The sequence below is a fragment of the Chryseolinea sp. T2 genome, from assembly GCF_037203685.1.
In the GTDB taxonomy this organism is placed as follows: Bacteria; Bacteroidota; Bacteroidia; order Cytophagales; family Cyclobacteriaceae; genus Chryseolinea.
The window spans coordinates 84,779-103,527 of the sequence record NZ_JBBCAU010000009.1 but is presented as its reverse complement, the minus strand read 5'-3'; the positions used below and the strand labels follow the sequence as shown (position 1 = coordinate 103,527).

The 18,749-nt window shown below is 48.6% G+C and carries 14 protein-coding genes and 1 tRNA gene; 8 read left to right on the top strand and 7 right to left on the bottom strand.

Going from position 1 to position 18,749, the window contains the following annotated elements:
* Nucleotides 1–5: 5 nt before the first annotated feature.
* The 5 genes from WBG78_RS25325 (at nt 6) to pth (ending at nt 4,487) form a co-directional block, all read left to right on the top strand.
* Nucleotides 6–581, top strand: a complete 576-nt coding sequence (locus WBG78_RS25325; protein ID WP_337329309.1) for a DUF4136 domain-containing protein — start codon at nt 6–8, stop codon at nt 579–581.
* A 1,481-nt stretch (nt 582–2,062) separates the two neighbouring features.
* Nucleotides 2,063–2,135: transfer RNA gene (locus WBG78_RS25320), tRNA-Gln, on the top strand.
* A gap of 94 nt (nt 2,136–2,229) precedes the next feature.
* Nucleotides 2,230–3,159: a ribose-phosphate pyrophosphokinase gene (locus WBG78_RS25315; RefSeq protein WP_337329308.1), complete on the top strand. Its 930-nt coding sequence runs from the start codon at nt 2,230–2,232 to the stop codon at nt 3,157–3,159.
* Between the two features lie 25 nt (nt 3,160–3,184).
* On the top strand, nt 3,185–3,841 hold the full coding sequence (locus WBG78_RS25310; protein ID WP_337329307.1) for a 50S ribosomal protein L25/general stress protein Ctc: 657 nt from the start codon (nt 3,185–3,187) through the stop codon (nt 3,839–3,841).
* Between the two features lie 85 nt (nt 3,842–3,926).
* Entirely contained in the window at nt 3,927–4,487 is a 561-nt protein-coding gene (gene pth / locus WBG78_RS25305) for an aminoacyl-tRNA hydrolase (protein WP_337329306.1), read from the top strand.
* A 106-nt stretch (nt 4,488–4,593) separates the two neighbouring features.
* Here pth and WBG78_RS25300 read toward each other — a convergent pair whose 3' ends face one another.
* The 5 genes from WBG78_RS25300 to WBG78_RS25280 form a co-directional block, all read right to left on the bottom strand.
* Nucleotides 4,594–5,664 carry an alkaline phosphatase family protein gene (locus WBG78_RS25300; protein WP_337329305.1) on the bottom strand — a complete coding sequence of 357 codons (1,071 nt, stop codon included), beginning with the start codon at nt 5,662–5,664 and terminating at the stop codon, nt 4,594–4,596.
* A 101-nt stretch (nt 5,665–5,765) separates the two neighbouring features.
* Entirely contained in the window at nt 5,766–7,313 is a 1,548-nt protein-coding gene (locus WBG78_RS25295) for a SusD/RagB family nutrient-binding outer membrane lipoprotein (RefSeq protein ID WP_337329304.1), read from the bottom strand.
* A gap of 20 nt (nt 7,314–7,333) precedes the next feature.
* Entirely contained in the window at nt 7,334–10,639 is a 3,306-nt protein-coding gene (locus WBG78_RS25290; RefSeq protein WP_337329303.1) for a SusC/RagA family TonB-linked outer membrane protein, read from the bottom strand.
* Nucleotides 10,640–11,059: 420 nt separating this feature from the next.
* Nucleotides 11,060–12,796: a glycoside hydrolase family 3 protein gene (locus WBG78_RS25285; RefSeq protein WP_337329302.1), complete on the bottom strand. Its 1,737-nt coding sequence runs from the start codon at nt 12,794–12,796 to the stop codon at nt 11,060–11,062.
* Nucleotides 12,797–12,861: 65 nt separating this feature from the next.
* The gene (locus WBG78_RS25280) at nt 12,862–13,986 is read right to left on the bottom strand and encodes a TIGR03364 family FAD-dependent oxidoreductase (protein WP_337329301.1); all 1,125 of its coding nucleotides are present in this window, start codon (nt 13,984–13,986) and stop codon (nt 12,862–12,864) included.
* A gap of 184 nt (nt 13,987–14,170) precedes the next feature.
* Here WBG78_RS25280 and WBG78_RS25275 point away from each other — a divergent pair, with 184 nt between their 5' ends.
* Both WBG78_RS25275 and WBG78_RS25270 read left to right on the top strand, forming a co-directional pair.
* Nucleotides 14,171–15,001 carry a histidinol-phosphatase gene (locus WBG78_RS25275; RefSeq protein WP_337329300.1) on the top strand — a complete coding sequence of 277 codons (831 nt, stop codon included), beginning with the start codon at nt 14,171–14,173 and terminating at the stop codon, nt 14,999–15,001.
* Nucleotides 14,985–16,328 (top strand): DUF5690 family protein, encoded by a 1,344-nt coding sequence (locus WBG78_RS25270; RefSeq protein WP_337329299.1) that lies wholly within the window; start codon nt 14,985–14,987, stop codon nt 16,326–16,328. The genes WBG78_RS25275 and WBG78_RS25270 overlap by 17 nt, the downstream gene beginning before the upstream one ends.
* A gap of 109 nt (nt 16,329–16,437) precedes the next feature.
* Here WBG78_RS25270 and WBG78_RS25265 read toward each other — a convergent pair whose 3' ends face one another.
* The gene (locus WBG78_RS25265) at nt 16,438–17,046 is read right to left on the bottom strand and encodes a hypothetical protein (protein WP_337329298.1); all 609 of its coding nucleotides are present in this window, start codon (nt 17,044–17,046) and stop codon (nt 16,438–16,440) included.
* A gap of 82 nt (nt 17,047–17,128) precedes the next feature.
* Nucleotides 17,129–17,815 carry an HAD hydrolase-like protein gene (locus tag WBG78_RS25260; protein WP_337329297.1) on the bottom strand — a complete coding sequence of 229 codons (687 nt, stop codon included), beginning with the start codon at nt 17,813–17,815 and terminating at the stop codon, nt 17,129–17,131.
* Between the two features lie 185 nt (nt 17,816–18,000).
* On the opposite strand from WBG78_RS25260, the gene WBG78_RS25255 reads away from it, so the two are divergent.
* Complete coding sequence (locus WBG78_RS25255) at nt 18,001–18,579, top strand: HD domain-containing protein (RefSeq protein ID WP_337329296.1); 579 nt, start codon at nt 18,001–18,003, stop codon at nt 18,577–18,579.
* Nucleotides 18,580–18,749 lie beyond the last annotated feature (170 nt).

Here is an 18,749-nt window from a genome sequence, read left to right as displayed (position 1 = left end):
ATGGCATGAAACGATTGTTCCCTATCCTCCTCCTCGCTGTACTTTTTGCATCCTGTCTTGGATACAAAGAATTACCTGTGGAATATGATTACAGTTACAAGGGTAACTTCAAAAAATATCGTACGTACGATATCATGCGGCCTGCAGGACCTGCAGACTCGACCATGACGAACGAAGTGATCGAGAAATCGATCATCGCTCGGATGAAGTTCCTTGGTTATCGCCAAAATCCGAACAAGCCACATCTGATTATTGGTTTCAAGATGTTTTCTGACAGCCTTAAGTTCAATGGCTACTCGCAGCCGGACATTGAAGAATGGGTGAAGACACAAAACGAGAACGTGACCTACGATCAGCAAAAGTTTAATCTGAATACGGGTACACTTCTTATTCAGTTCTATGATCGTCGTCAAAACCGTTCGATCTGGCAGGGATATGCCACGACGCAGTACGGTTCTATCGACTTCAATAACACGCGGCACTTGCGTAATGCAGTTATTTCGATCCTGGATAAGTACAGGTTCTGGGCTGAGGGCTTTATGGAAGGCGCGACAGCAACGGCTGCTGAGAAAGATATGTAGACAAGCGACCTGCTGCAGCTTAAGCAGGCACATAGAAATTACGGGCGGTCTCGGCGAGGTCGCCCGTTTTATTTTGGGCCAGTTTTAGTTCTCGGTAGAATGCTATTACCTGGATCGAAAATCTAGGTGACTATAGCTGGGTTAATTCCGAGGCGGCGCGGAGCGCCGCAGGGGAGACTGCGGCTTTGCTTTCCCACACTTTAAGTTCGGATGATGGGTGCTGTAGTTGACGTGCAGGGCCGCCGCGAATAAAATGCAGGGTCGGGAGGAAAGGGAGTTTTAGAGTTTTCGGGAGGTGCGTTGATTTGAAAGTTCGGAACGCTTGCTAGGGTTTTATTTTGATGACTTGGTGACTATAGCTGGGTTAATTCCGAGGCAGCGCGGAGCGCCGCAGGCATGGGAGACTGCGGCTTTGCTTTCCCCACACTTTAAGTTCGGATGATGTGTGCTGTCAAATGTGCAAGGCAGCCGTGGGTATGCTAAAGAAGTACATCGTGCAGGGCCGCCGCGCGAATAAAATGCAGGGTCGGGAGGTTTGGGAGTTTTAGAGTTTTCGGGAGGTGCGTTGATTTGAAAGTTCTTGAACGCTTGCTAGGGTTTTATTTTGATGACTTGGTGACTATAGCTGGGTTAATTCCGAGGCAGAGGAGACTGCGGCTTTGCTTTCCCACACTTTAAGTTCGGATGATGTCGCTGTCAAATGTGCAAGGCAGCCGTGGGTATGCTAAAGAAGTACATGGTGCAGGGCCGCCGCGCGAATAAAATGCAGGGTCGGGAGGTTTGGGAGTTTTAGAGTTTTCGGGAGGTGCGTTGATTTGAAAGTTCGGAACGCTTGCTATGGTTTTATTTTGATGACTTGGTGACTATAGCTGGGTTAATTCCGAGGCAGCGCGGAGCGCCGCAGGCATGGGAGACTGCGGCTTTGCTTTCCCCACACTTTAAGTTCGGATGATGTGTGCTGTCAAATGTGCAAGGCAGCCGTGGGTATGCTAAAGAAGTACATCGTGCAGGGCCGCCGCGCGAATAAAATGCAGGGTCGGGAGGTTTGGGAGTTTTAGAGTTTTCGGGAGGTGCGTTGATTTGAAAGTTCGGAACGCTTGCTATGGTTTTATTTTGATGACTTGGTGACTATAGCTGGGTTAATTCCGAGGCAGGGGAGACTGCGGCTTTGCTTTCCCACACTTTAAGTTCGGTTGATGTCGCCATAGTCAATGTGCAGGGCCACCGTTGGTATGCTGAAGTGGTGCATCGTGTCAGGGCCGCCGCGAATGAAATGCGGCATTTGTACTACCGTTCCGACCCTGAAAGACCTGGCCGCGAAGGTTGGTAAAAACGCGATTAGGGTTCACTTCAGCGGGCGCAAACGTGTTCGGTGATTATTCTTCATTTTGCCATAAAACAGGTCTGGAGATTCAGATTTTTCGAGAATAGTTCTACATTTGCAAGCCCAAAATGGTTGCCCCCACCGCAAGTGGGAATTTTGTCCGATGGTGTAACTGGCAACACGCCTGATTTTGATTCAGGAAAGTCCAGGTTCGAGCCCTGGTCGGACAACTAAAATAAGAATCCCGCAATGCGGGATTCTTTCGTTAGTTACGGAATGCTGCGTTAGCGTTTGTAATGCGAACAGGAGGATAACCTTAAGAACATGTCTGTTAAGATTTTCAGTGGACGGGCAACTGCTTACCTCGCAGAAAAGATCGCCAACGCTTATGGCGAGCCTTTAGGGGAAGTGAACTACCAGCAGTTCAGTGACGGTGAAATGTCGCCATTCATTGCTGAGTCTGTGCGTGGTCACGAGGTATTCCTCATTCAATCGACGTTTGCTCCTGCCGACAACCTGATGGAGTTACTCCTGATGGTGGATGCGGCAAAACGCGCGAGCGCCTCCAGCATCAACGTTGTTATCCCCTACTTTGGATACGCGCGCCAGGACAGGAAGGACAAGCCCCGGGTTGCTATCGCGGCGAAGCTGATCGCGAATCTGATTTCTGCCGCCGGTGCGACGCGTATCATGGCATGTGATCTTCACGCTGATCAGATCCAGGGATTCTTCGACATTCCCGTTGACCACCTTGACGGTTCATACATCTTCGTTCCGTATCTGAAGTCACTTAGCCTGCCTGATATCATGTTTGCTTCGCCCGATGTTGGTGGAATCAAGCGCGCACGTCAGTTTGCAAAGTACTTCGATGCAGAGCTCGCAGTCTGCGATAAGTTCCGTAAAGAAGCGAACAAGATAGAGTCGATGCGTCTTATCGGTGAAGTGGAAGGCAAAGATGTGGTGCTGGTTGATGACCTTATCGATACAGCGGGTACGATTTGCAAAGCTGCTTCGCTGTTGAAGGAGAAAGGCGCCAAGTCTGTACGGGCAGTGTGTACGCATGCTGTGCTTTCAGGCAAGGCGTATGAGAACATTGAGAACTCAGCCCTAGAAGAAGTAGCTGTAAGCGACACGATTCCTTTGAAGCAACAGGCATCAAAGATTAAGGTGCTTACCGTTTCTACTTTGTACGCAAAGGCGATCCGGAAGATTCACGATAATGAATCGATCAGTTCGCTGTTCATTAAGTTGTAATCATTTAATAAATCAATAAACAATTATGAAAACTATTGAGATTATAGGGTATCGAAGAGCAAATCTCGGTAAGACTGGTTCACAGACCCTTCGCGACGATGGAAATGTTCCATGCGTACTTTACGGAGGTGACAATCAGATTCACTTCTATTCACCAATGATCCTTTTCCGCGAGATCGTTTACACGAACGAAGCACACTTCGTTCACCTGAACATCGAAGGCGAAGAGTTCCAGGCAATCCTGCAGGAGGTTCAATTCCATCCTGTTAGCGAAGTCATCCTCCATGCTGACTTCCTCCGTATCTCTGAAGACCGCAAGATCAAGATGAACATTCCTGCGCGACTGGTTGGCCAGGCTCCTGGTGTGTCTAAAGGCGGAACACTTGTACAGAAGCGCTCATCATTGAAAGTATTGGGCTTCCCTAAGGATATGCCTGATCACATCGATGTAGACGTTGCTGAACTCGACTTCCACCACGCCATCAAAGTTTCTGACATCAAATATCAGGGCCTTGAATTTATGGATCCGAAACAGGCATCTGTTGCCGTAGTTGAAGTTCCCCGCGCTGCCAAGCTTGCTGCAGAAGAAGCTGCTGCTGCAACTCCTGCTGAAGGTGCTGCTCCAGCTGCCGGTGATGCAAAGAAGGCTGAGCCTGCTAAGAAAGAAGAAGGTAAGAAGTAAGTATTACCTGATATCAATAACAGGAGGCTGTCCAAAAGGGCAGCCTCTTTTGTTTAATTATATTGCAAGTTGAAAAATCATAGAGATGAAATACCTGATTGCCGGGCTGGGAAACATTGGTCCAGAGTATGAACTGACGCGACACAACGCTGGATTCCTGGTGCTCGATCAGCTTGCAGATATGCACAAGACGGACTTCACAACTGAGCGCCTCGCATCGTACACTGAAATCAGGCACAAGGGAAGATCCATTCATCTTATCAAGCCCACCACGTACATGAACCTGAGTGGTAAAGCAATAGCCTACTGGTTGCAGGAGTTGAAGATCAGCAAAGAGAACCTGCTCGTTGTAGTAGATGAAATTGCACTACCATTCGGAAGTTTGCGTATGCGAGGCAAGGGCAGCTCTGCAGGTCACAATGGACTTAAGAACATCGAAGAGTTACTCAACGGACAGGACTATGCGCGTCTCCGCGTCGGCGTGGGTGACAACTACGCTAAAGGCCGCCAGGTGGATTACGTGCTCAGCAACTTCAGCCAGGAGGAGTTTAAACAGTTGCCTGAAATAATCGGGAGAGCGAATGAGATGATCCTCTCCTACTGTACGGCGGGGCTGGGTCCGACGATGAGCAAATACAACAGCTAATTAAGAATTAAGAGTTAAGAATTAGCCACCGGCTGAACGCCGCCGGGTTCACGACCAAAGGTCGTGGCCGTGCCTGCCCGTTAGGGCGGTGGCTAATTCTTAACTCTTAATTCTTAATTGCAATTGCGTCACCCTGCCCCGGATCTGATTTAAAGTTCAAGCCAAGAAGTGAGGCAATTGTCTGCGCTACCTGTTTTTGATAGATCTGTCCTGATTTAACTTCGCCAACGGCCTGGCTATCCGGGCCAATGATGGCCAGCCAGATCTGGTCTGCGCCTGCCACCTTTATACCGTGATGTTTCCAATCCTCGGTAGTTGGGCCGCGTCCGTGATCAACAGTTACGATCAAAGTTGTTGTTCCCTTGTATGCAGGATCACTTTGTACGAAGTTCCAAAGCTCTGCGAGACTGGCATCTGTAGCATGCGCAGAATTCAAATAAGCACCGTATTCGCCGCCGTGTGCAAAATCGTCCGTCTCATCAAATGCAAAGTACATGACGCGCGGTTTGTTACGCTTCATATATTCCATCCCATAATTAAATGTAAAGGCATCCAGCCTCACGTCACCCAGCGGATTGGGCACTGAGCCCATCAGTTTGTTCAGCAACTTCTCTGTATCGTTCGGTGACTTAGTCGCCGTTACCAGGCCGGCGCTAACCAGGATGTTGTTACGCTTGTCGTTTATTATGTAAGGGAACACATCCCACGAGGTAAATGCAGCTACCTTACCCGAAAAGCCAGGCTTGCTATGAATAAACTCCAGCACGTTCTGATTCGGATTGTAGAATTTGTCATTGGAGTTAACGCGCGCATCGTCTGCCCTGCCCGTTAGAATTTCATTGTAGCCGGGATACGAGAACCATTGATTGTTGGTGACGTTGGCAAGACTGCCTGCATTACGATTACCATAAAGCTGGCCTTGCTTTGCTACCGTTGTCCATAGGAATGGAAACAGTGCCTCTCTCCTCGCCTGCAAGTCGTCGCGCCAATATTTCTCTTTCAGTTTTCCGTCCTTCAGGTGCTGCTGCTGTTTCATGTATGTCGAGTCGGCGCCGCCAAAGACTTCCTGCCAGCGCATGCCATCCAGAGTAACAAGAATGACATTTTGAGTTTTGGTCTTTTGCGCGAATGATGGAGTTGCGAAAAGGCAGATGGCAAGAATCAGTATTCTGTGCATAGTTTTCTATTTTTTTGTTTTACCGACGGTCGGTTATCGCTATATCCAACAGATAAAGAAAAGGGGCCGCAGCAACCACTCTGCAGCCCGCAACTCCATGGCTATTGGTTCAGCCAAAGTTCGCTATCCAGGTCATCGACAGTCGATCCAAACTGACGCGTAAGAGCATCGTTGTAATTCGTTGTGTTATTCGTTGCCTCAGAAAGTGGATACAACCAACGGCGCGGAATGTGACCTCCATTGCCTGTTCCAGGTCCTTCATCAAATACCGGGAACCCGGTGCGACGATAGTTGAAATACGCTTCCTGACCGGAGTTCTGGAAGAACGCCAGATACTTCTGTGTGATGATTTGTTTCAGACCATCGTTATTATTACCGGCATACTTTACAGATGGCTGCGCCATGTAGTTGGTTACAGAAATTGTCGCAGTAGCCAGAACTTCGTCAGCGTCGGGCTCTGTGATTTCGACTGTTGTTCCGTCCTCCAGTCCAAAGAACCTCATGGATGAAACGATGCCCTTGTTATACCATTCTTCAGCACTGCCTGTGGCCCATCCGCGGTTCAAGCCTTCTGCGATATTAAAGCACAGTTCGGGATATCCCAACTGAATGGTTGGCTCGGGACCGGTGAAGGTCGTGTAGTAACGCTTCTGGTTCGCAAAAGAGTACTCGCCATTACCGGCCTTGAAAGTCATGTCATCGAGGCTTTCACCAGATGGAGCACCGATATAAGCGGCGAAGTCTTTGGGATCGATACCACCGGCAATTTTCTTTTCAGCAGGATTGGCGAAAAGATATACACGTGGATCTTTAAGGTCGGTCAGACCCTTGATCAGTGTCTCAGCCATATTGTACCTGCCCTTGTCGAAACCGCGGCTTCCGGGATTTGTATTGTACAGGTTAGACGTACCGTTGAAGCGATACTCCATGTTGTCTTCGAGGCCCGCCATCAAAGGATACTTTGACGGGTTTGCAAGCGTTTCAGCAAATTTCTGAGCAACGCCAAGTGATGAGTCGCTGTTTTTCTTGCTAAGGCTGATAAGCACGCGAATCTTAAGTGTGTTGACTGCCTTTTGCCATTTCTTAAGGTCGTTGTTGAAATAGATATCCCCTGCAAGTGAATTATCGCTGGCCGCGATGAGAGACGCAAGTTCGTTGTTAGCTTCATCGAGCCAATTCAGTACCTGCACGTATACGTCCTTTTGAGAATCATACGCGGGTGCAGGATTCTCGAGACCCTGCAACGCTTCGGACAAAGGCACATCCCCAACGCGTTGTGACATACGTACGAAGAAAACAGCGCGAAGATATTTTCCGATCGCTGAATAAGAATTGACTTCAGGAGCACCCACACGTAATGCTTCATCCTCCATCTTCTGAACGTTTTTCAACGTCATGTAGCTGAGTGTTGCTGAAGCCCAATATTCATTCGTACCATAGTAGTTATAGTTGCAGCACCAGTATTGGTTCTGACGTTGAGCGTCTGTCCATGAGTCTTCGAACAGATCGTTCAAGGCGCCGTTGAGCAACAGAGATGCAGGAACCTCAGTCGGACGGTTTGGATTTTTTTCCAACTCTTCGAAATCCTTGCAGGCGGCAAGCACCGTCAGCACGAGGATTAATGTCAAAGATTTCTTTATAAGATTCATAATTGAATTTCGTTCAGGTGTTAGAAAGTAAAGTTGATGTTGATACCATAGCGGCGCATGGATGGCGTCTGCAATCCGGAACCAGGCGTGAGATAGTTACCGTATTGTTCGATATCAATGTCCTTCTTCTCGGCGAAATACAACAGATTTCTTCCCACCAGGGATACACTGGCACGCTTCATGAAAGTGCGTTCGAGAGTCTTGGAAGGGAAATTGTATGTTACAGACACTTCACGAAGCTTGGCGAAGGTTCTGCTGATGATGTTTTGCTCGTTTGTATTGTAGTTGCGGCTGATCCAGTCCTGAAGGAATGTCGGTGTTGTGTTTGGCGCAAACGTAAGCTCATTCATGTTGGTGATGTGACCTTCGTTATCAACTTTCGGAGTACCGCTTGTTACCTGTACACCAGGGCCGACAAAAGATTTCACACCGATATAGTCCTGATATCTTGCATCGCCCATTTCACCCTGAACGGTTTCGATATGACGACCACCGCGGAATGTTTGCTGTTGAATGTAATCTGAAATCACACCTCCAACGCGTCCGTCAAACAGGAAGCTAAGCGATATGTTCTTGTAGCTAAGACGATTGTTGATACCCCACGTCCAGTCTGGGTTAGTATAGCCCAGGAATGTTCTGGAGTTGCCATTGAGCGATGTGAGTGGAATTGGTCTGCCATCGGCCGTATTGACTACCACGCCGTCGGGAGTGCGCACTAATCCGGTTCCCCAGTATTGATCGATGCGTTCGCCCACCTGCCTGAAGTTATCATAGTTGACGATGTTGCTTTCAGGGTAAACCTCCTTGATGTATTCACGATAGGTAGACCAGTTGACAGTAACGTCCCAGCTAAATGCCTGAGGGTTTGAGAACGGTGTGCCCTTAAGAATAATTTCCCAACCACGCCGCTGCGTCTTGATTCCGTTTACCAGCGCTTTGGTATATCCTGATGCTTCGGAAATAGGCAGTTCATAGATACCTGGTCCGTCAAGACTTTCAAAATAGGTAACGTCAGCTCCGAGGCGTCCATCAAGTACTTTCAAATCAACGCCGGTTTCCCATGCAGAACTGAAGCTTGGTTCAAGATTCAGGTTCGTGATCTTGTCGGTGTATGAAGCCGCCGGCGTGAAATTATAACGAAGTGATGTGCTGTATACTGGTGAGTTTTGATAGTTCGGACCATCGTAAGGCGAGTTGTAAGTGCTGCCGTATCCCAGAGGATTGTCGGTCATGCTCACTGATGGAATTGGACCGATTTCTTTCTGCGTAAGTGGCTCTGCGCTTCCGACTTTAGCCCATGATCCGCGAACTGTGAGGTAAGAGAACACCGCAGGTAATTTAAATGCTTCCGTCAGTACAACACTTGCTGAAGCGGAGGGATAGAAATAAGTGTTCTTATTTTGAGGAAGTGCAGAATGTTTGTCGACACGACCTGTTACCGAGAAGTTGAGGAAGTCGCGATAAGACATATCCACATAACCATAACCACTCAGTACCTGCATCGGCGCATAGAAGTTGTATGACTTCACAGGATTCAGTGAGTTGGCCAGGTTATACCAGCCGGGAACGTTCAGGTAATCTGTTGTAGCATAGCTCGACCGGTAGCTGAATGTTCTGAGGTTTCCACCCAGTGATGCATTGAGGTGAAACGTCGGCGTAACATCCTTAGCGTAGCTGAGCATGAAGTCTGTGTTGTTCTCCATCAGCTTACGCTTGTCTTCACGATAGTCGCCCTTTGCCTGCTCGCGATCATAGGATGTGGCTGAGTAAGGAAACTTCTCCGTTCTGAGGACTTCATAAGAGTTGATCTGGGTTCTGCCCATTAATGTCAGGCCTGGCATGATCTCGTAGTTGAGCTTCATGTAACCGTATACATCGTTCTTGTAGTGACTGCGCAGCCATTCTTCCGCCATGAACCATGGGTTGTTGTAGCGGGTGTAGTCGGCATAGATCTGCTGAATACCCTCCTTACCCTTCTGCCAGTAGTTGCGCATGTCATCCACATCCCAGTCGGCGCCACCCCAGATGATCATGTTATAGATCAAACTGTTCGGGCCGTAGTTTACGTCGGGAATATTATCAGTGTATTGATAGTTATAGTTGATGTTGGATTCAAATCTCAGCTTCTTCGTCAGGTCGACGCCAGCGCTGATATTAAAGTTGTTGGAGCTCAGCTGAGTGTTGGGAACAATACCCTGCTGATATGAGTAGGTTGTTGAAAAACGCAGATCATAGTTTTCACCGGATGCTGCAACACCAATGCTGTTCACTGTCGTAACACCAGGACGAAGGAATCGCTGCAGGTTGTCTGTACCGCGAGCTGTCCATGGTGTAGGCTTCACGTTGCCTGTGAATGTTGCCCCGCCGGGGAAGTTCGTTGTGTACTCTGTATTAGGAGTGTACTCGCCATCATACTGAGGAATGAGTTGTCCTTCAAACTTAGGTCCCCAGATATCGTAGTCTGAATCATACAATCCACCACCCTTACCATCGGCAAATGCATAGCGTCCGTGGTCACCAGGCCCGTACTCATTTTGAACTTTAGGCACGGCAATGAATCCGTTGTCGACCAGTGTAGATGAATTGAAATCAAATGATATGCCGCGACCAGTTGCCGTACCCTTTTTAGTCGTGATCTGTATCGCGCCAAACTGACCGCGTGATCCATAAAGGGCAGATGCTGTCGGTCCTTTCAGCACGGTAATGGATTCGATATCGTCAGGGCTGATGTTCCAGGTATCAGATTGAATAGGCACTCCGTCAACGACGAACAATGGATCTTTCACACCGCGGAGAAACAGCGTTGGCTTGCCTAGCAGTTCGGGGCTACCGGCTACTGTAAGACCAGCCACTTTACCGGCAAGATTGTTCACCGGGTTTGGATCACGCACCTTTACGAGGTCAGAACCTTTCACGTCCTGTACAGCGTATCCTAGTTTGGATTTATCTCTTTCAATACCCAATGCCGTAACGACAACTTCCGAAAGCTGAGCGGCATCGGTTTTCAGAATAATGTCGGCACTGCTCTTTCCTGCCAGTAAAAGTTCCTGAGCCTGATAACCGACGAATGAAAATACGAGTGTTGAGTTGGGATCTGCAACGGAGAGGTTATACTTTCCGTCGGCATCAGTGATCGTGCCCGAGTTGGTGCCTTTAACAAGCACGTTTACACCGGGTAGCGGTGTGCCATCTTCGCCAGATGTAACCACGCCGGTCACATTACTTTGAGCCAACGCCATGTACGACACCATGACGAGGATGAGAGGTGCTATCGCCCGCTGAAAAATGATCAGCCTTCGATAACACGTGAGTAAAAGTGTTCTCATAGATTGTTTAGAGTTAGGGAATAGTTGGGTTGGTGGATGCTGTTTTGTAAGGGGCTTACAGGAACAGCTATCCGGGCACGAAGGTTGTGATTCGGATTGACGATGGGTTTAGTATGACATTACGCAACTATTAAGTTTGAAATGGAGTATGAAACTCTAATGAACAAACTCTGCCTGGACAGCGATTGCGATAACTTCACGATTCACGCGTGATTAGCAGTCGGTTAACAGGAACTTAATGAGAATTAAGAATTAAGAGTTAAGAATTTAAGAATTGGCTGTCGCTGGAATGAGAATACCATCAAGGGGTACGAGGTTGATGAAAACCTGGTTAAGTGCCACATCAATGTTTCAGCAAAAATCAAAAGTACTGGCAACGGGCAATTATCTGGCAACAAGCAAGTACCTGCAGCGGGGCAGCTAGTTCTTGTATTGCAGCCCGAAGCCCATGGGATACTCAACAGAGATGGCTACAGGAAGTTTTCCTGTGGGTTTCAACTGTCCTTTCAATAAGGACACGAGTGAATTAAAGTATACTGTTTGATTTCCGTAGAAGCCTCCTTCGCCATAGCCGACTAAAAATGCGGGCGCATGTGGTAACTTGTTAATCAGGTATGGATTGCCGAACGACATCACCACGACTTTTCCGGGAACAGCAGAAGACATTCCATCGAGCATTGATGAAAGTTCGCGCGACAGTGGCGCCGGATCAACGTGACGCTCGCGCTGCACAAATAAAGAGATAATCACCAGCTCGGCCTCCGACGCGGTCTTCAGAATTTCTCCATAGATCTTTTTATCCTGGCCCGGCACAATGCTGAACTGCCGGATTCCCTCGAATGACTTACTCAGCGTTTGCTTCAATTCCTCCACGTTCGGCTGATCAGCAATCTTCTGCACTGTTATGTGAACCGTCTTTGCGGGATTGATTGCCTTTAATGGTAGCACATTATTGTTTCTCAGCATGGTGACAGAACGATCGGCGACTTCCTGTACCAGTTTAAGGTTTTCAGGTGTACCGACAATACCTGCAAGCTTATCAACTTCGACGATTTTCTTTTCGCCAAGGCCCATAGCGTATTTTTTCACGAGCAGTTTGATCACAGAGGAGTCGATCTGTGCGAGTGGAATCCGACCGTTCTTAACAGCGTCTGTAATGGCCTTCAAAGCAGTAAGCGGATCTTTGGGTTTGAGTACGATGTCGTGACCTGCTTCGATGGCCATAACGGCTACTTCGTCCTTTCCGAAGCGTGACACGACGTGTTCATACCACAGGTCGTCGGTGGTGATGATCCCTTTAAACTTCAGCTTGTCGCGAATGATGCCTTTAACAAGTTTAGGTTCTACGCTGGCAGGTTGCATGTTACCCGAAACAGAAGGCACGGCAATGTGCTCCGTCATGATAAAGTCAACGCCAGCTGCAACGGCATGGCTAAATGCGTTGAACTCCTGTTTCCCGAGTTGGGTAATGTCCTTATTTAATGTAGTAAATGATGGATAGGCAGGTCCTCCCTTCATGTCGCCTCTTCCGGGAAAATGCTTTGCTGTAACCAGCATGCCCTGTTTGTGATAGGCCGACACATAAGTTTTGATCATGGTATTCATCAGGGAGAGATCACCTCCAAAAGAACGTCCGCTCTCCTGAGGGTTATCGGCTGATAAGGTGACATCAACCACAGGTGTGTACGAAAGGTGTATGCCTATCGCCCTACCTTCCTTTGCCATGACCTGGGCAGCTTTACTCATCAGGTCGTCACTGTGCGTGGCTGCAAATGCCATGTTAGGAGGAAATTCTGTCGCTCCCTTGAATTGCTGACCCGCACCTCCTTCAAAATCCGTAGAGATGAGGATCGGAATAGCAGCGGCTTCCTGAAGTTTATTGATAACCATTGCTGCATTTCGGGCAGTGCCTCCATAGATAACGAATCCGCCTATACCATGATCCTTCGCCAGGCTCAGCCAGTTTTTCATACGCGGATCATCCGCAGCGGCATCGCCGGAGATCTCCACACAAAGCAACTGGGCAACTTTACGCTCCAACGAAAGTCCCGCCAACGTCTTCTTTGCCTTTGCCCGAGGGCTTTCCACCGCGGGCTGCTGCGCGTAAACATTCAGATAAATGAGTGCCGACGCCAAAAGGAGTATCCGTTTCTTCATAGCGTCGGGAAGATAATTAGCCCTTCCGGCAACGGCAAGGCGAACGCGTCAGGGCTCCGACGAAATCACAATCCGGCAAGGTGTTCTTCGGCGAGACCGAAACTAAGGGTCATGCCGGCCCCGCTAAGGCATGTAACGACAGTGACATTCTCGTCAGGATGCAGCACGAGTTCGGTTGCGCCTGGTAACTTTGGATATACACCATTCCAACGTTCCGTGATGGTCAGTTTGCCAAGTTCTGCGAAAGTGGAAAGATAGTCCAGTATGGCGTCTGTCACAGGCTCGAGATCGAACGGTTCAACGGTAAGACTATAATGATGCGAATCACCAATGATCAGTTCGCCGGCGGCATTCTGTCCCAGCAGCACATGGATTCCATGACGCTTGTACGTCTCAGACAGCGCATCATATCGCTTGTCGAGGGCAGGAAGAGACTTACACCTTGAAAACGCGGCATAGTGCCGCAGCGTTAGTCCGGCGCACAACGTGGGCCCTATGCTAACAGGTCGCTCAGGAACGGCCTTCAACATTTGCAGTTTGCACTTCGTTACCTGGTGCTGGTCGAAATGCGTCGGGTAAAGTGTCTCGAAATCCGCGCCGCTGCAAACGTATACCCGTTGTGCAGTCCAGGTCTCGCGGGCGGTTTTAACATTTGGCAACGTGATTTCAGTTACCACATGTCCAAAGCGAAGAATCAACCCGTATCGTTCTACGAGATAATGTGGTATAGTTCTTATCGCCTCGCGGGCGTAAACTGTCGATTCAGTTTCGCTCAGCAGTCCTCCTAAAAGGCCATCTTCTTTAACGACCGGAGATACGGACGCGACCTTTGAGGCTGGCAGCAAAGTGCATTCGTACGCCTCTTCCTTATAGAGTCTCATAAACTCCTCGAGCACGCTCAACTCGTCATCATGATATGCAAGGTGCAGCGAGCGATTATTGTTAATCCAAAAACCCGCCGCATCTGCAATCTCCTGCCAGTGTTTCCGGCTGCGCATCGCGCGGTCGAACATAACTCCCGGCTCCTGACCTATCGGCCATACCAGTCCGAAGTTCCGAACTGATGCTCCCACCGCGAATTGTTCTCTTTCAAATAATACTACACGATATCCTTTTCGCAAAGCCATGTAGGCATGAGCAAGTCCAACGATACCTCCGCCAACAATGGCTATGTCAACTGAACGATCCATATCAAATTAGCATTTAAAAACCCCTTATAAACAGCTCTGCTTGCTTAACCACTGCACAAGATCCAATAGAAAATGCACACCCTTTTTCAAGTTTTGGTTAACATATCATTAAGGTTGCGAATTACCCTTTTTCTTCCAACCTTAAGCAACCAACTTTCCGCTTTTTATGTGGACGAATTTTCATATGCATAATCACTACTGCGACGGCAAGGGTACATTACCCGAGTATGTCGCGGCTGCACGAGAGCTTGGAATGCCCGCGATGGGATTCTCGTCGCACGCGCCGGTTCCGTTCGAATGTGTCTGGTGCATGAAAGCTGGTCGTCTTGCTGAATATCTCAGCGAGGTCGATGCCTTAAAGGTATCAACGAAGGACATTGAACTGTACAAAGGGCTTGAGATTGATTTCATTCCCGGGGTGATTTCTCCCCGCGACTTCGAGCAACGCCTCGACTATACGATTGGATCCATACACTTCGTTGACGTTTTTCCCGATGGACGTCCCTGGGAGATTGACGGCCTGCATACCTTATTTTTAGATGGGCTGGCCACCATCTTCAACAATGACATACATGCTGTCATCAGACGATACTATGAACTCACGCGGCAGATGGTGCAAATGTCGGCTCCCGATGTTATCGGCCATCTCGACAAGATCAAGATCCAGAACATCGACAATAAGTTCTATTCGGAGAACGATGCGTGGTATGCAGACGAGATCGACCGTACCATCGACGTTATCGCAGCGAGCGGTTCGATCGTCGAGGTAAATACCAGGGGTCTTTATCAAAAGAAGTCGACAACTCCGTATCCGAGTCCGTGGATACTTGAGCGTTTGCACGCCAGGCGTGTACCCATAACGTTAAGCTCTGATGCCCATCACATGTCGGATATTACAAATCGTTTTAATGAAGTGGCAAAGCTCCTGCTGGATATCGGATTCAAACAGCTGAACGTACTGCTCAAAGGCAAATGGCAACCAGTTTCCTTCAACGCTCATGGCATCAGTGCATAAGTCGCCCGTAACGACGTGGCTCGAAAAAACGAACGGGTTCTGGTTTGCTCTGTTCACCACGATAATGGCATTTTCGTTGTACACGAGCGTGTATGCGTTTCGAAAAACTTTCGCTGTCGCGACATTCGACGGAATTGAATATCTGGGAATAAGTTATAAAGTCTGGCTCGTCACCTTTCAGGTAATTGGTTATGCTGCAGCGAAATTTGTGGGGATCAAAGTAATATCCGAGCTTAAAGCTACATCCCGCGCGACCGGCATTTTAATCACTGTAACCGTGGCGGGCCTTTCCTGGCTCCTGTTCGGACTCATCCCTGCTCCTTACAATATCATCTTTTTATTTACTAACGGCTTTCCCCTCGGATTGGTCTGGGGAATGGTGTTCGGATATCTTGAGGGACGACGCTTCACCGAAGTACTCGGAGCAGGATTGTCGGTGAGCTTTATCTTCTCTGCCGGCCTTGCCAAATCTGTTGGAGGATTCATTATGCGTGACTGGGGTGTCTCAGAAATGTGGATGCCCTTTACTACAGCATGCGTATTCACTTTACCCCTTCTGTTTTTTCTATATCTTCTTGACAAGGTACCGCCCCCTACTGCATTGGATGAGAGCCTGCGCACAAAGCGACAACCAATGAATGGTGAAGAACGAAAAAAATTCGTCACCACCTTCCTGCCCGGGATATTCTTCTTCACGCTTTCCTATATTCTTCTCACGGTGTTCCGCGACTTCCGCGATAACTTTTCAGCAGAAGTCTGGAAAACGTTGGGGTACGGCAACTCTCCTGAGATATTTACAACTACTGAAATTCCCGTCTCGATTATCGTGCTCGCAGTTATGGGCAGCCTGATGATCATCAAGAATAATCAGCGCGCGTTTATGATCAATCACCTGATCATCATTCTCGGCATGGTGCTGACTGGCGTCAGCACATTTCTATTTCAGCAGCAAATGATTTCCGCTCCGATGTGGATGATCGCCATTGGGCTGGGACTGTATCTGGGTTATGTGCCTTTCAACAGCATCTTCTTTGACCGCCTTCTGGCCGCATTCAACTACGTTGGCACCGTCGGCTTTCTGATCTACCTGGCTGATTCGTTCGGTTATTTGGGAAGTGTCGGAGTCCTCTTTTTTAAAGAATTCGGATATGCTGATCTTTCGTGGGTTGACTTTTTCATCTCTGCAGGCTACCTGATATCCATCGCAGGCACGGGACTGATGGCTGGGTCAATGATCTATTTTCATGTCCGGCACGGTCAGCTCATCAGGACAGAAAAGTCGTCAGTAGGGAAAAGTATGGTGCGGCAGATAGAAATTAAGAATTAAGAATTAAGAGTTAAGAATTAGCCGCCGCCCTAACGGGCAGGCGTGTCCACGACCTTTGGTCGTGGACACGGCGGCGTTCAGCCGGTGGCTAATTCTTAACTCTTAATTCTTAATTTCTCGCAACCTTCTCGCCAGTCCTCACCAGCTGGTTATAGTAGCCAACTATCCTGATCAGGTTCGCTTCGTCTGCATGCTGAAGTCCGTTGGCTTTGGCGTAGGCAGTTAGATGCTGTTTTGACGTTTCGTCGAGAGCTGGATAAACGTCACGGTAGAACTTCCACAGAGGAGTGATGGCACCGCTGGCATCAACGAAGTAATCAAAGTCGCCTGCATCGGCTGAATCTGAAGTTGAACGCGTACGGCGCAAAACATTGAGACCTCCCTGCAGAACAATTTCATATAATTGAATCGCTTTGCTGTTATGCCGAACAGCATGAGAGACAAATCGCCGATTGACGTTGTCCTGCTTGTCGTAATAAAACACGGATTGCACTTTATGAGCGGGCAGCACGTCGGCTCCGTGATTGATGTCGCCCTTCGGCAGAATTGAAACGTTGGTTGCGCGCCTGAGAAGTACAACATCTCTGCCCGCCATCATGCTCACTTGTCCGACGACAACTTCACCTGATGCAAGAACGACCGATCCCTCGTGCCATTTCAAATCTTGCGCAGGAAGCAAGTGAGTGGCAAAAAGCAAAATCAGAGTTAGTGTTTTCAATTCATGTCACTTTATGGTAACACGAATTTAACACTTAGTTAATATCCCAGTAAAGTAAAAGCTATGTTAAATATTACACGAACTAGATCTCGAGTATATCGAGCAATTGTGGAAGTTGTTCTATGAGATGAGTTGGTTTGGCTTCACTTAATACTTCACGCGAGAACGCGCCGGTTGTGACGCCCACAACCATGCCACATCCTGCTGCCTGACCTTCATGCACGTCGGAAATGGTATCTCCAACTTTCACAACCTGACTCGCATCGTTAACATTGGTGAGCTCCATCGCGCGGAATATGAGATCGGGATAAGGTCGTCCTCTTTCTACTTCATCGCTGGTGACGCTTCCGTCGATAAGCGCCTCACTCTTCCATCCAAGACGTTCCAGAAGCGGATCCGTGATTTGCCGGTCGAAACCAGTGTCGACGACAACCTTCATGTTGTGCGCCTTTAGTTTTCTGAACGTGTCCGACACTCCCTCCTTCTCTCCTACCGACGGATCCGTCTTGTAGAACAGAATCATCTCTTCGACAAAACGTTTGTGAATCTCGTTGATCCAGGCAGCAGTAACCGGACGCGAGCCCTCATAGCGACGTTCGAGCAAGTCGCGGATGGCGATAGGCTTCGGCAGGCCCATTACGTCATTGCAGTCCTCCAGCGATACGGTGACGCCATGCTTCGCCAAAGCTTTCTGCAGGACCTTGTGCACATTCCGGTCGTCTTTTACAGTTGTACCGGCCAGATCGAAAACCACGAGTTTCACGTTCATAAATCACTTTTTGCCCAAATTGGACGATCGGATCGTAAATCGCAATGGCGCACTGTGAAACTTTGTTTACGGACTCCGCAACATTCTTCACGCAGAAGTAATGTAATGCTGCGTACATTGGCAATTATTCGACGGCCATCTCTCCGGGAGGTTGTCACTCTGGTCAACCCTTGTTAAGAAACCTCATGGACAAACGTTCAACCCATATCGAATCAGTCATCAATGAAGTGTTCAGTCTTTACGACCGGTTCGGAGATGCCGACTACATCGGCGAGCCCGTGTCTCAACTCGAACACATGTCACAGTCGGCGCAGCTTGCCATCACACGTGGCAGCGACGACGAGATTGTACTTGCTGCATTCTTCCACGATATCGGACACATCTGCGTTATGCAGAAGGCTGAGAACAGCATGGGCGGCTATGGTGTGAAGAGCCATGAGAAAATCGGTGCCGATTACATTCGTGAGAAGGGCTTTCCTGAGCGCGTGGCACGCCTGATTGAAAGTCACGTGCAGGCCAAGCGTTATCTCACATTCAAGTACCCGGAGTACTATGAAGCCCTGAGCGAGGCAAGTCGCAAGACACTGGAGTTTCAGGGTGGCAAGATGACGGCTGAAGAAGCGAATCAATTTGAGAACGCTGATATTTTTGAAGAGAGCATTCTCATGCGCAGATGGGACGAGGAAGCGAAAGAGACGGAGGTGCCCATTATTGATATCGATGATCTGAAGGAAAGGGCAAGGCGAGTCTTGAATGCAAATTGATAATTGATAATTGACAATTGATAATTTTGGAGCCCCCTTGGCGGGGGCTTTTTTATTTGGGTCTGTGAATGAAATTGATGGGATGCAGTATCTTCCTACGGGTGTGTTTTCCCTGGCCAACAAATTTATTGGGAAGGGCATATCGATCGGCAGGGTTGTTCCAAATGCGT